Source organism: Methylophaga sp. SB9B (assembly GCF_004832235.1).
Taxonomy (GTDB): domain Bacteria; phylum Pseudomonadota; class Gammaproteobacteria; order Nitrosococcales; family Methylophagaceae; genus Methylophaga; species Methylophaga muralis.
In genome coordinates this window covers 1-13,116 of record NZ_SSXS01000016.1, presented here as the reverse complement: position 1 = coordinate 13,116, position 13,116 = coordinate 1, and the positions used below count along the sequence as shown (strand labels likewise).

At 43.2% G+C, this 13,116-nt stretch carries 17 protein-coding genes; 13 read left to right on the top strand and 4 right to left on the bottom strand.

Annotation, left to right across the window (positions count from 1 at the left end):
• Positions 1-144: 144 nt before the first annotated feature.
• Positions 145-684 carry a chalcone isomerase family protein gene (locus tag E8Q33_RS14300; protein WP_136555592.1) on the bottom strand — a complete coding sequence of 180 codons (540 nt, stop codon included), beginning with the start codon at positions 682-684 and terminating at the stop codon, positions 145-147.
• The gene (locus E8Q33_RS14295) at positions 681-1,253 is read right to left on the bottom strand and encodes a nuclear transport factor 2 family protein (protein ID WP_136555590.1); all 573 of its coding nucleotides are present in this window, start codon (positions 1,251-1,253) and stop codon (positions 681-683) included. The genes E8Q33_RS14300 and E8Q33_RS14295 overlap by 4 nt, the downstream gene beginning before the upstream one ends.
• Before the next feature lie 141 nt (positions 1,254-1,394).
• Between E8Q33_RS14295 and E8Q33_RS14290 the strand changes: the two genes are divergently transcribed.
• The 9 genes from E8Q33_RS14290 to E8Q33_RS14255 all read left to right on the top strand — a co-directional run bounded on the left by E8Q33_RS14290 (position 1,395) and on the right by E8Q33_RS14255 (position 9,244).
• Positions 1,395-2,327: an acyl-CoA desaturase gene (locus tag E8Q33_RS14290; protein ID WP_136555588.1), complete on the top strand. Its 933-nt coding sequence runs from the start codon at positions 1,395-1,397 to the stop codon at positions 2,325-2,327.
• Positions 2,324-3,586 (top strand): NAD(P)/FAD-dependent oxidoreductase, encoded by a 1,263-nt coding sequence (locus tag E8Q33_RS14285; protein WP_136555586.1) that lies wholly within the window; start codon positions 2,324-2,326, stop codon positions 3,584-3,586. Before E8Q33_RS14290 ends, E8Q33_RS14285 begins: the two co-directional genes overlap by 4 nt.
• On the top strand, positions 3,576-4,364 hold the full coding sequence (locus tag E8Q33_RS14280; RefSeq protein WP_136555584.1) for a DUF1365 domain-containing protein: 789 nt from the start codon (positions 3,576-3,578) through the stop codon (positions 4,362-4,364). Before E8Q33_RS14285 ends, E8Q33_RS14280 begins: the two co-directional genes overlap by 11 nt.
• Positions 4,361-5,623: a cyclopropane-fatty-acyl-phospholipid synthase family protein gene (locus tag E8Q33_RS14275; protein ID WP_136555582.1), complete on the top strand. Its 1,263-nt coding sequence runs from the start codon at positions 4,361-4,363 to the stop codon at positions 5,621-5,623. The genes E8Q33_RS14280 and E8Q33_RS14275 overlap by 4 nt, the downstream gene beginning before the upstream one ends.
• Positions 5,616-6,158 carry a DUF2878 domain-containing protein gene (locus tag E8Q33_RS14270; RefSeq protein WP_136555580.1) on the top strand — a complete coding sequence of 181 codons (543 nt, stop codon included), beginning with the start codon at positions 5,616-5,618 and terminating at the stop codon, positions 6,156-6,158. The genes E8Q33_RS14275 and E8Q33_RS14270 overlap by 8 nt, the downstream gene beginning before the upstream one ends.
• Entirely contained in the window at positions 6,145-6,909 is a 765-nt protein-coding gene (locus E8Q33_RS14265; protein ID WP_136555578.1) for a DUF1295 domain-containing protein, read from the top strand. The genes E8Q33_RS14270 and E8Q33_RS14265 overlap by 14 nt, the downstream gene beginning before the upstream one ends.
• 142 nt (positions 6,910-7,051) lie before the next feature.
• Positions 7,052-7,648, top strand: coding sequence for a cyclopropane-fatty-acyl-phospholipid synthase family protein (locus E8Q33_RS16305; protein ID WP_247870127.1), 597 nt, complete (start codon positions 7,052-7,054; stop codon positions 7,646-7,648).
• Positions 7,648-7,938 (top strand): hypothetical protein, encoded by a 291-nt coding sequence (locus E8Q33_RS16300; RefSeq protein WP_247870126.1) that lies wholly within the window; start codon positions 7,648-7,650, stop codon positions 7,936-7,938. Before E8Q33_RS16305 ends, E8Q33_RS16300 begins: the two co-directional genes overlap by 1 nt.
• Positions 7,939-7,942: 4 nt before the next feature.
• Entirely contained in the window at positions 7,943-9,244 is a 1,302-nt protein-coding gene (locus tag E8Q33_RS14255; protein WP_069296599.1) for a HAMP domain-containing sensor histidine kinase, read from the top strand.
• Here E8Q33_RS14255 and E8Q33_RS14250 read toward each other — a convergent pair whose 3' ends face one another.
• Entirely contained in the window at positions 9,245-9,943 is a 699-nt protein-coding gene (locus tag E8Q33_RS14250) for a response regulator transcription factor (protein ID WP_069296600.1), read from the bottom strand.
• A gap of 158 nt (positions 9,944-10,101) precedes the next feature.
• Here E8Q33_RS14250 and E8Q33_RS14245 point away from each other — a divergent pair, with 158 nt between their 5' ends.
• Together E8Q33_RS14245 and bfr are read left to right on the top strand one after the other, a co-directional pair.
• Positions 10,102-10,320 (top strand): bacterioferritin-associated ferredoxin, encoded by a 219-nt coding sequence (locus E8Q33_RS14245; RefSeq protein ID WP_069296601.1) that lies wholly within the window; start codon positions 10,102-10,104, stop codon positions 10,318-10,320.
• 273 nt (positions 10,321-10,593) lie between these two features.
• A complete protein-coding gene (gene bfr / locus E8Q33_RS14240) occupies positions 10,594-11,073 on the top strand; it encodes a bacterioferritin (protein ID WP_136555576.1) in 480 nt (159 codons plus the stop codon).
• A gap of 131 nt (positions 11,074-11,204) precedes the next feature.
• On the opposite strand, the gene yecR is transcribed toward bfr, so the two are convergent.
• Positions 11,205-11,498 (bottom strand): YecR family lipoprotein, encoded by a 294-nt coding sequence (gene yecR, locus E8Q33_RS14235; RefSeq protein ID WP_136555574.1) that lies wholly within the window; start codon positions 11,496-11,498, stop codon positions 11,205-11,207.
• Positions 11,499-11,652: 154 nt separating this feature from the next.
• Between yecR and E8Q33_RS14230 the strand changes: the two genes are divergently transcribed.
• Together E8Q33_RS14230 and E8Q33_RS15765 are read left to right on the top strand one after the other, a co-directional pair.
• Positions 11,653-12,651, top strand: a complete 999-nt coding sequence (locus E8Q33_RS14230) for an NAD(P)-dependent alcohol dehydrogenase (protein WP_136555572.1) — start codon at positions 11,653-11,655, stop codon at positions 12,649-12,651.
• Between the two features lie 188 nt (positions 12,652-12,839).
• On the top strand, positions 12,840-13,116 hold a 277-nt coding region (locus E8Q33_RS15765), incomplete at its 3' end, for a hypothetical protein (RefSeq protein WP_211116191.1).

The window sequence follows — 13,116 nt, the reverse complement described above, 5'->3', positions numbered from 1 at the left end:
CATGATCACGGCAGAGCCATATGCCTGGCATCTTAATTGTTGTATGTACGATGTGTTGCACAACTGACAAATGACTAGTTAGAACAGGATTGCAGAAGTTTTTATCTTGTTGCTTAATTCACTAAAACCCGCCTGATGGCGGGTTTAGTTTTTCAGGCCAGCTAGTAGATCATTTTTCATCCGTTTACTGAACGGATCCTGGCCAAACCAGATATCAAAATAGACTTCGCCAAGTTGTGTGTTGTCACTATGGCTAAGCTGCTGACCATTTTTAAATAACATCAGACCAGCCTCGGATGAAAAGCGTATATCAAAACGATCGCCTTGTTTTGCTTCCTGATAGCCAGCATTAAAGTCGATCAAAGCAGTTTCAATGGCATCGAAAGTCTTTGCATCAATATTGCGCTTAAGCAATTCCACAGAAGATTTTTGAAAGTCTTCTGCATCAAAACTGCGTTTATAAATAAATGAGAGCTGCAATGGCTGGCTGGTGAGATCGCTGTCATCTGTGCACTGTTGCCGATATAACGCGACATCACCAAGGTTAAATACCATGACCCTGATAGGCACAGCCGAACATTGTTGCAGTACGCTATTATCAAAAGGAATTTCCGATTCAAAGCTATTGGCGCTGGCCAGCTGAAATGGTAAGAGTAATGACCATAAAACCAGTTTCTTTTTCATAATTGATTCCGGATTTTTCTCAGCGAATAACCAATAATTGGCAGATATTGATAAAAGCCATCAACGCCATCCCAAAAATCCTGATGCAGGATAATTTTGCCATCCTTATCAAAGCGTAATTGACTGATGCCTATCGATTCACTATCTATTTTTTTACCCATGACCGAAAACTGCATTCGCATCACCCAACGCACATAAATATCCTGTTTACTCATCGCGATATCTTCGATCTTTACCTCAAGCCGATCTACTTGTTGACCGGTATGCTGCATGTAATCAATCAGTTCATTTCTATTAGTGATGGTACGAAAGGTATCATTGAAGTAGAGCGTTTCGGCGTATGTTTCGTTGATAATGGATGCCACATCTCCGTGTTGGACTTGATTAAATACTTCGATAAAACCTTTAACTGCTTCAACATCATTTTGTAGGGCAACCCCCTCAACGGAGAGCGCTTTTCGATAGTCTTCTATATAGGCACTTTGCATGGCATTACTGCTACAGGCTGATAACAAAATTAAAAACGGCAATAACCACGATAATCTCGATTGAACACTTTTTTTGAGCATGGTGATATTTCCGTTTCACTATTAAGCGTATCTCATCAGAACGTATTACCTGTGAAAACGGGGTGAAGAGGGTTCAGTAATTCTTCACATCCAATTCACACTTTGCTGATTAAGCTCAACACACCGAAAAAGAGATACTTCATGAAATCAATTCGAAAATGGTTTGACAATGGTGAAACCAATTTTTCCGCTCAATCTGCTGACACTGCAGATGCTGGTATTGACTGGTTAAGAGTTATTCCGTTTATTGTGTTACATCTGGCTTGCCTGTCGGTATTTATGGTTGGTGTTTCCAGCGCGGCGGTTGTCACGGCTGTGGTTTTATATATTGTCAGAATGTTCGCTATCACCGCGTTTTATCATCGGTATTTTGCCCACAAAGCTTTTAAAACCTCTCGACCGGTACAATTTGTCTTTGCTTTAATCGGGGCCAGTGCCACTCAACGCGGACCGTTATGGTGGGCAGCACATCATCGTCAACACCATCGTCATGCAGACCAAGCTGCTGATCCGCATTCACCGAAACAAGGTTTTTTATGGAGTCATATGGGGTGGTTTTTGTCAGGAAAACATTATCAGGCAGACTACAGGTTGGTTCCAGATTGGCAGCGTTTTGCAGAATTACGTTGGTTGGATCGCTTTGATTTGACGGTTCCTGTGTTACTTGCAGTAGCGTTATTTATTTTTGGCATGCTACTGGAAAGATTTGCTCCTGGCCTTGGTACTAACGGTTGGCAGATGTTGGTTTGGGGCTATTTTATTTCAACAGTGGTATTGCTACATGCCACTTTGCTAATCAATTCCATGGCCCATCGTGTCGGCAAAAAACGTTACCAAACCGGTGATGAGAGTCGTAATAATTTTGTTCTGGCATTACTGACATTAGGTGAGGGTTGGCATAATAACCATCATCATTATCCGGTTTCAGCCAGACAAGGGTTTTATTGGTGGGAAGTTGATTTCAGTTATTACTTTTTAAAACTTATGCAAAAGGCTGGACTAATTTGGGACGTCAAAACCGTTCCCCTGCACAAACGCGAAAGTAATAAAATGCTCAATGAGGCCGGGGTATGAAAATAGCGGTTGTCGGTGCCGGGATCTCCGGCTTGGCTTCGGCGTATTATCTGGCAAAACATCACGATGTAACGGTATTTGAAGCCAGTAATTATCTGGGCGGGCATACCGATACGCATTCAGTGGAAGTTGCTGGAAAAGCGTTAAATGTCGATACAGGGTTCATTGTGTTCAATGAACAAAATTATCCAAATTTTAGTCAGCTTTTGACTGAACTTGGTGTGGAAAGTCAGCCGACAGCAATGAGTTTTAGTGTCAGCAATGCAAAATCAGGTTTGGAATATAACGCGACCGATTTAAACAAATTATTCTGTCAAAGACGTAATCTGTTTAACCCACGTTTTTATCGGATGCTTTGGGACCTGGTGCGCTTTTATCGCGAAGCACCATCATTGTTAGAAGAAAATGATGATGGATTAACGCTAGGCCAGTATCTGACTATTAATAATTACAGTGATATTTTCATTAATGATCATTTAATCCCGATGGCCTGTGCTTTATGGTCAGGACCAAGCCTGTCAGTAGTTGATTTTCCGGCGCATTATTTCATTCGTTTTATGCACAACCATCATATGTTGTCCCTGACGAATAGACCTCAGTGGCGCGTTGTTAAGGGTGGATCCAAATCTTATGTTGATGCACTGGTGCGTCAAACGGATGCTGAATTTATAACAGGTTCACCAGTACATCGTATCGAACGACATCTACAGGGCGTGACCTTAACCGTCCACGGTGAAAAACGCCATTTTGATAAAGTCATCATTGCGGCACATGCTGATCAAGCATTACGTATGCTGGATCAGCCAAGTGAAACGGAAGTGGCGGTGTTAGGCAGCATCGACTTTCAGGAAAATGAAATGCATCTGCATACCGATATAAGTTTATTGCCGAAAAACTCTCAGGCATGGGCCAGCTGGAATGTGCGTGTTGGTCCGGAATTACAGCAGCAGTGTACGGTGAGTTATCACATGAATACGCTGCAGAGTCTGACGACGTCAGAACAACTGATTGTCTCACTTAACTCCGCTCGTTTAATTGATCCGAAAAAAGTGCTGGTACATCGCCATTATGCACATCCAATTTATAACCAGTCGACCTTAAATTCCCAACGACGTTGGCATGAAGTAACGGATCTGCAGCATACGTTTTATTGTGGTGCTTATTGGGGCTGGGGTTTCCATGAAGACGGTGTAAATAGTGCTCTGCGAGTTATCCAGGCAATTGAGCAAACCCAGCAAGGAGTTGCCAATGTTGCCTGATGGAATTTACCGTGGCTGGGTGCATCATCAGCGACATTTACCAAAAAATCATGAGTTTCAGTACCCCTTGGCGATGCTGATGCTGGATTTGGATGAATTGCAGACGCATTTTAAACGCTCACGTTTCTGGTCACTGGAACGATTCAATCTGATCAGTTTTTATCGTAAAGATTACCTGCAGTCTGATCAGGCTGATTTAAAAAAGGCTGTCGAGGAAATAATTCAACAACGTAGCGGAGAGTCTTTTTCTGGCAAGGTAAAGATCTTCACTCATCCCAGATATCTGGGGCTTATTTTTAATCCGGTGACTTTTTATTTCTGTGTCGATCAGGATCAACTCAAGTTTATTGTGGCTGAAATTAACAATACACCTTGGAATGAACGGCATGCCTATGTTTTAAAAGTCGATCAGCAACAGACCCAGCCCTGGCACTTTGATTTTGACAAGCAGTTTCATATTTCGCCATTTATGCCGATGGATATTCAGTATCACTGGCGTTTCAAGTTGGATAATGATGCCGTCAACATAAATATGGTGTTATTTCGCGAAGGTGAACGTCAGTTTGATGCCACCTTACACGCAGACTTTCAGCCGATGACTGCCAAATCGATGCGCTGGTTACCGATTCGTTATCCATTGCAAACACTGAGGGTTGTGATGCGTATTTACTGGCAGGCATTACGCTTATGGGGAAAACACACCCCAACCTTTAGTCATCCGGATCAGCAAGCCGAAACTGTGACCCAGCCTGTAATACCTCATGGAGATGATAAATGAGTAAATCGGCCGTTATCGAGACGCAAAATGGCAAAATCAGCCGACTGTCTAAACTCTATGAAAAAGCAGTAATCCGTCAACTGAGCAGAATTCAGAAAGGTTGTATTCATTTACATACGGCAGGTGAAGTATATGAACTGGGCGATACACAGGCTGATTTATCGGTCACGCTGACGGTTTATGATCGGCACTTTTTTGAGTCTGTGGTGCAAGGCGGTAGTGTCGGTGCAGCGGAATCCTATATGCAGGGCGATTGGCATTGCAGTGATTTAACCGCTCTGGTGCGAATTCTGGTGCGTAACCAGTCATTGACCGATGAATTGGAGCAAGGCTTTGCCAGAATTACCGGAGCATTACTCAAAGGTTTTCACTGGCTGAATCGTAACAGTCGAACCGGTAGTCGCAAGAACATTGCGGCTCATTACGATCTGGGGAATGAGTTATTTGAATTGTTTCTCGATAAAGATTGGATGATGTATTCCTCTGGGCTTTATTACAGCGGCAACGAATCACTGGAAACCGCTCAACAGCAAAAACTGGCCAGATTGTGTGACAAGCTCGATTTACAACCGACTGATCACCTTCTTGAAATTGGTACCGGCTGGGGTGGCTGTGCGGTATTTGCTGCTCAACATTACGGCTGCAAAGTCACGACAACCACTATTTCCAAACAGCAATATGACTATGCGGTGCAACGAGTAAAAAATGCCGGCCTGACAGAGCAAGTAACGGTTTTGCTCGAAGATTATCGCGACCTGCAAGGGCAATACGACAAGCTGATTTCAATTGAGATGGTTGAGGCTGTCGGACATCACTATATCGATGGTTATTTTCAGCGCTGTGCTGATCTATTAACCCCAGATGGATTAGCCATTATTCAAGCTATTACGCTGGAAGATCATCGCTATGCTCAAGCGGTAAGATCGGTGGATTTTATCAAGCGATATATCTTCCCTGGCAGTTTTATCCCTAGTGTCACCGTGCTCAGCAATGCGGCGGCAAAAGCAAAACTCAAACTTACTAGTCTGGAAGATATAGGACCAAGTTATGCCATGACCCTTGCAGTCTGGCGTGAACGTTTTAACGCTTCATTAGATAAAGTCCGTGCTATGGGCTATCCGGATTCGTTTATCCGCATGTGGGAGTTTTATCTGTGCTACTGCGAAGGTGGTTTTGCCGAACGTAGTATCAGTGATGTGCACTTGCTGTTTAGTAAAGCTGATAATCGTCGTGCCCAGTGGTGTCCTGCATATGCCTGATCGGTTGACCATAATTAATTTTTTGCTGTTTCAACTCGGCTGGTTTGTCTGCGTTTTAAGTGGCGCCGCGCAGTTGAATTCACCAGCTGTGCTTTTTACGGTTGCCTTTTTAATTATTCATTTTCGCGTTTACCCCTGGAAACAGACTGATTACAAATTAGTGCTGGCGGCAATTTTAATTGGAGTGGTACTCGACTCCAGCTGGTCTGCCTGGAGTTTGATGGCCTATCAGGCCCAAACCATTGAGCCGATTGCACCGTGGTGGATCTGGTGTCTATGGATCAATTTTGCCTTAACACTTAATCACTCGATGTCATGGTTATTAAAACGTCGTTTATTGGCAGGGGTATTTTCTGCTATTGCCAGTCCGATTTCTTACTATGCAGGCAGCCGATTGGGAGCATTGGATTGGATACAGCCGGAAATCCTGATTGTGGTGCTTGCCATCAGCTGGGGATTGGCGATTCCGTTATTACTCACATTGGCCATTTATTGGCGTCACCAAGAATCGGGAAAACAGCATGCTGTGGTCTAGCCTTTTTATTGTTTCTTTAGTGATGTTGGGTGGCTGGCTGTGGCAAATTCGCAGTAAAAATGCCGGTATTGTTGATGTGTTATGGGCGTTTTCACTGAGCTTTTTAGCGTTATTCCATTTGCTGACCAGCGATGGCCATCTGCCTTTAAGTATTTTGGCTGCCACGATTATGTTGTTGTGGTATTTGAGATTGGGGTCGCACCTTGCCAAGCGTGTATTAGGTGAAGACGAAGATGGCCGCTATAAATATTTGCGTGAATATTGGGGTGATAAAAGCAACTTTTATCATTTTTTCTTTTTCCAGTTTCAGGCACTGCTGGCCTGGGGTTTTGCCATTCCGGTCTGGTTAATTAGTCAGGGGGAAATTGAAGCGTTAGGCCTGGCTCAATATAGCGGTTTACTGGTTGCCATTATCGCAATTACCGGGGTAACGATTGCTGATAACCAATTAGCTAATTTCAAAGCCGACCCCAATAACAAAGGTGAAGTCTGTCAAACCGGCTTATGGAAATATTCCAGACACCCCAATTATTTTTTTGAATGGCTGCACTGGTTTGCTTATCCCTTAATGGCGATTGGCATAGAACATGGCGCTTGGTTATGGCTGGCACCGGTGATCATGCTGCTATTTCTCTATTTCATTACCGGCATACCCTACACCGAACAACAGGCGATTCGCAGTCGTGGTGAAAAGTATCGCCGTTATCAACAAACAACCAGTGCATTCATTCCCTGGAGGAAAAAAACATGAGTCTGATTTCAATTGCAGAAAAAGGCTTAGTACCCGATTTATTAATAAGGGTGGCATCCGAAAACTGCTAAAACAAAGACTTCACGATGAAAACGCATTTGATCCGGAAGCGGCCAGTGAAATCAAAAATCAATGCATTGAGATGCTGCGCAAAAGTCCGATTGCCATTGAAACTCAAGCAGCTAATGAGCAGCATTATGAGGTTCCGGCTGAGTTTTATCAGCTTGCATTAGGCAAGAATCTTAAATACAGCAGCTGTTATTGGGATGATCACACCATCTCTCTGGATCAAGCCGAAAAAGCTATGCTGGAAGTTTATATCGAGCGTGGTGATTTCAAAAATGGTCAGGACATTCTGGAGTTAGGCTGTGGTTGGGGTTCATTAACCTTATACTTGGCTCAGCGTTTTCCATATTCACGCATTACTGGTGTGTCGAATTCAAACTCGCAACGAGAGTATATTGAAAAGCAGGCCTTTGCCCGCGGATTAACCAACATTCATATTATTACCTGCGATGTGAATGAGTTGGAGCTGGACACGCAATTTGATCGAATCGTATCGATTGAGATGTTTGAACATATGCGTAATTACCAGCAATTACTTGATAAAGTCAGTCGCTGGCTGAATGCTGACGGTAAATTATTTGTGCATATTTTCTGTCACCGCAGTGTGGTCTATCCATTTGAAACCGAAGGTGATGACAATTGGATGGGGCGTTATTTTTTTACCGGCGGCTGATGCCTTCGGCTGATACCTTGCTGCATTTTCAGGATGCATTACAGATCGAAAAACAGTGGCTGGTAAACGGTCAGCATTATCAGAAAACAGCTGAAGCCTGGTTGGAGAACACCGATAAAAATGCCAAGCAGATTAAAGCACTGTTTGATCAAACCTACGGGGAAGGCGAGGGCGCTATCTGGCTACAACGCTGGCGGCTGTTCTTTATGGCTTGTGCAGAATTATTTGGTTATCGCGATGGAACGGAATGGCTGGTAACGCATTATTTATTCTCCAAACGGGTAAACTGAGGTAATGGCTAAATCCAATACCAATCTGCAAGCCAAGCTGGTTAAGGTCTTTCTGATACAGATTGCCTTAATCAGCCTGGTGGCTATCGCGGGAATTTATGCGGCGAAAGCAACGTTAGAGGATGTATTGGTGCGTGCTGCTCTGGAAGGTGAAGCGCAGCATTTTTGGGATATGCGTTCTGAGGACCCCACGTTTCCTTTACCAAATACGATGAATCTCAAAGCTCATATGGCTGAGCTGGATGACTTTTCCGACTTACCCACATCATTGCGAGATCTTGGTCCAGGTTTGCAACGGGCTGAGCTGGCGGGACAGCAACCTATCGTGTATGTCGAGGATAAGGGCAATCGACGTTTATATCTGATTTTTGATGAAGTCAAAGTGTCGCGTTTGGCTTTGGTATTTGGTTTGTTGCCTCTGGGACTGGTGCTGATTGTACTTTATCTGTTGGCATGGTTTGCCTATCGGCAGTCACATAAAGCCGTGTCGCCGATTATGAAATTGTCTCGGGCAGTGAATGAGGTAGATTTTCGAGAAGGTAACTTTCCCCAACTGGATTTAGATGATTTACGCAATATTCCCGATGATGAAGTTTCCAGCCTGGTGCGGGCGCTCGACGAGTTCACTAATCGTTTAGAACAATTTGTTGAGCGTGAACGCAATTTTACCCGCGATGTCAGTCACGAGCTTCGTACGCCGATAGCCGTTATTCGTGGTGCATTGGAGCTGGTAGAACGAAAATACGGTGATCTGGCGGTAACAGAAATGAACCGTATGTATCGCACGCTGATGGATATGGAGTCACTGATTGAAACCTTATTGTTGCTGGCAAGGGAGCAGATCGAAGCTTTGCCATTACGAGAAGTGACGGTTAATGACTTGATTGCCGCCGAACTGGATAACTTGCGGATGATCCACCATGACAAACCGATTACGGTAAATGTCGAAGAGTCTGGCATTTTAGTGGTGCTTGCTGCTGAACGAGTGTTACCGATTTTGATTGGAAACTTGCTGCGTAATGCTTTCAATTACACTTTGCGGGGTAACATCACTGTCTCTATTCGTTCTGATGGTTTTTCCGTAGCGGATAGTGGAATCGGCATGGATAGGGAACAAGTGCAAAAAGTGTTCAAACCTTTTTACCGTGCTGATGATAAACAACAAGCGACTGGTTATGGTATCGGCATGACCATAGTGAAACGCTTATGTAATCGTTATGAGTGGAACCTGCGTTTATCCAGCAAAATGGGTGAGGGCACTGAGGTCAGTGTGCATTTTCCTAAAGCCCAGTTCCGTAGTCGCTGATTACAAGTCCTCTTCTCTGCAAAGCTTGTAACCTACTCCCGGTAGGGTATGCATCAATTGATGTTGAAATGGTTTATCCAGGCTTTTACGCAGGTTATACAGATGACTGCGTAAGGTATCGCTGTCCGGAGCATCATCTCCCCATACTTCAGCCTCAAGGCGCTCACGGCTGACGATCTTAGGTGATTCGCGCATCAAAATTCGTAATATGTGCAGGGTGATTGGAGAAAGCTTGATCAGCTTATCGCCACGCATAACACGCATCGTATCCAAATCATAAGTGAGATCAGCTACCGTAAGTTTCCCTCCCTCAAGTTCTCCGCGTTGCCGTCTAATCATGGCAATCAGCCGCGCTTCCAGTTCACGCATTTCAAACGGTTTAATCAGATAATCATCTGCGCCCAAATCAAAACCATTCACCTTGTCATTGATGGTATCGCGAGCGGTGAGCATGATGATGGGGGTATGTAGGTGCATTTCTTGACGCAATCGGCGACACACTTCAAAACCGTCAATCCCAGGTAGCATGATATCCAGCACGATTGCATCGTAGTGGTGTTCCTCACATAACTGTAATGCGGTAATGCCATCCGTTGCAAAATCCACGGTAAAACCGCCAACTTCTAGATAATCGCCCACATTGGCGGCTAAATCCCGATGATCTTCCACAATTAATACGGTTGCTGATATGGCTTTCATATAGTTCTCTTCGCTTGGTACAGCTACGTTACGATGTAAATTCATTCATCGCAACAAAGAATTTCGGGAATTTCTCCCAAAAAATTGCGAAAGGTGTTTGACTAAATAAATAACAATCATTATCATTTACATCAACGTTAAACATCGGGGTTTATTTAATGATAGTTTGTGTTTGCAACAACGTGAATGTCGACAAAGTAAAAGCATCTATCGATGCTGGTGCTGCCACGTTGGATGCTATTCGTGAATGCACTGGTGCTGCTGCAAGCTGTGGTAAATGTCAGTTCAAAGTAAACCGTGTGTTACAGCAACATGCACCACAATCAAATGAGCAGGATAGCTATCTGGTTGCTCATTCAGTTAATGCCAGCCGTTAATATTGCGCAGATTGCTTTTTCCTCTTCAATCGCCATTCTCCCTTTTTCCCTTCAAATTCGTTTTACCCCTATTAATGTGTGGTTTTTGACAAAACTAACAAGTCACTAATTTATTTAGCATTAATTGCTATTTCTTGTTTTTTGTCTCCATATTGAACCGAATGAAGATGATAATTGTTATCGCTTACCTTTAATATCAATAACTTACCTTTGACATTTATACCTTATCAACGATAATCGTCTTCATTAGATTTTGGAATAAAGGAGAATCCGATGAAAGGTGATAAAAAAGTTATTGAGTTGCTGAATAAAGTATTGGGTAATGAGCTGGTGGCGATTAACCAATATTTTCTGCATGCCAAAATGTATAAGGATTGGGGGCTTAAGAACCTTTACGAGCATGAATATCATGAATCAATTGATGAAATGAAACATGCTGACGCGTTGACCGAGCGAGTTTTATTCTTGGAAGGTTTGCCAAACTTACAGGAACTCGGCGCTTTACGTATCGGTGAAAATACCCGTGAAATGCTTGAAGCCGATTTGTCATTAGAGATGGACGCTATTCCAGATTTGAAAGAAGGCATTCAATACTGCGAACAAGTTGCAGATTACGTGACTCGTGATTTATTCAAGAAAATTCTGGAATCTGAAGAAGAACATGTCGACTGGCTGGAAACTCAATTAAGCCTAATCGACAAAATGGGTATTGAAAACTTCCATCAAGCACAAATCGTTAAAGAAGCTGAGTAAAACTTAAGCTCACATAAAAAAGGCTCATCAGCTTAGCTGGTGAGGCTTTTTTGTATCTTCTGGAAAGAGTCCTCGTTAAGTGAAGAATCGTTGTTGATTATATTGCTCTTAAGTATTTTCTCGATGGCAGATTAATGATTGGTACATTGATATTGCTGCTCAACCTCATGATAAAAACATTGATACCAACCGGTATATTTAGCGCAAACCTGTTGCTCGATCCCAAGCTGCTCGGCACCCGTAAAACCTCGATCTCGGCAAATTTCTAGTGCCTGACGATCAGCCCGCTCAGTGTCCAGAGCTTTTGGTTGAGTGCCTGAGTAAGGCTGACTGACTTTTACCACGTCATTTGGAATCTTCGTATGGTTAGCTGCACATGCTGATAAACAAATTATTATAAATAAAGATTGAAAAAGCGCTTTCATCTTGGTTTCCTTAAATCAAGTGTGCAGAAGATAGCGGGTAGCAGCTATAGAAACAAGTAATCAGCAAATTTTGCCATTTTCAGATAATTGCCAGTGAGATGCAGCAATATAATTAAGCAACGATTTCGTTTTGCTGATTCTTGAAGGACAACTGATGATTAATGCTTATGCGGCACTGGAAGCAGGAGCCAAACTTACCCCCTATCAATATGATCCCGGCCCACTTGGCGATCATGAGGTTGAGATTGAGGTGCGTTATTGCGGTATTTGTCATAGTGATATCAGCATTATCGACAATGATTGGGGAATGTCCTCATATCCTGTTGTGGCAGGGCATGAGGTTGTGGGAATAGTAATTCAGCTTGGTGCTGCTGTGACCAACCTGAGTGTTGGCCAAAACGTTGGCTTAGGCTGGTATGCAGATTATTGTGAAACCTGCGAACAATGCCATAACGGCGACGAAAACATCTGTTCAGATTTAACGCCCACCATCGTCGGCCATCATGGCGGTTTTGCTGATAAGGTACGAGCAAATGCCAATAGCGTGATTCGTCTGCCTGAAGGCATTGATCTAAAATCAGTTGGTCCTTTGCTGTGTGGCGGACTGACTGTATTTAATCCTCTGATTCAATTTGCGACCAAACCAACCGACAAAGTAGCCGTTATTGGTATTGGTGGGCTAGGGCATCTTGCTTTGCAATTTCTTAAAGCCTGGGGCTGTGAAGTCACGGCATTTACCAGCTCGTCCAAATTACAGGAAGCTCTGGATATGGGCGCTCATTACAGTTTGGACTCGCGTGATGAAGCCGTCATGGCAGAACTACCCCGAAAATTCGATATGATTCTCTCTACAGTCAACGTCAAACTGGACTGGAACCTATATCTGAGTAAATTAAAACCCAGAGGACGGTTGCACTTTGTCGGCGCCACTATGGAGCCGTTAGATATCAAAGTGTTTAACCTGACAGAAGCGCAAAGAAGTATCTCCGGCTCTGACACCGGTAGCATGCAAACCTGCAGCAAAATGCTGGAATTTGCCCAGCGCCATCAAGTGAAACCAGTGATTGAAATGTATCCGTTTGAGCAGATAAACGAAGCGATTGAAAAACTGCGTAACGGCGATGTGCGTTATCGGATTGTTCTAGAACGTTAACAATTGAAAACAACAGATTTAAGTTGAGCAAATACTATGGCTTTAAGAGGTATTATTCGAAGATAAAAAATCAAAGATCCTAATTGTTTTGTTTATATTAAGTATGAAATGTAGTTATTAAAATACATAAAATACTGTTAGATTTGATCACGCTTATACAATTCAGATTTTTGAAAGGGAAATCGAAAATGATCTTGAAAAATACCTTTAGTGCTTTAGCAATGTTTACAGCCACAGTATTAATACTGGCTTATCAAACATCAGTACAGGCAAAGCCATTGATTGATCAACGTTATTCAGATAATGGTGATGGCACGATAACCGATACGAAGACCAATGGGTTCTACCCCGATTTTGCGGACACTTCAAAGAAGCCTGATAATGGGCAAAAGGAGTGTTTATGTCGAAGAGAAGAAAATACAGTCCGGAGTTCAAACGTGGTGCAGTTGAACAGACCCTGCAGCC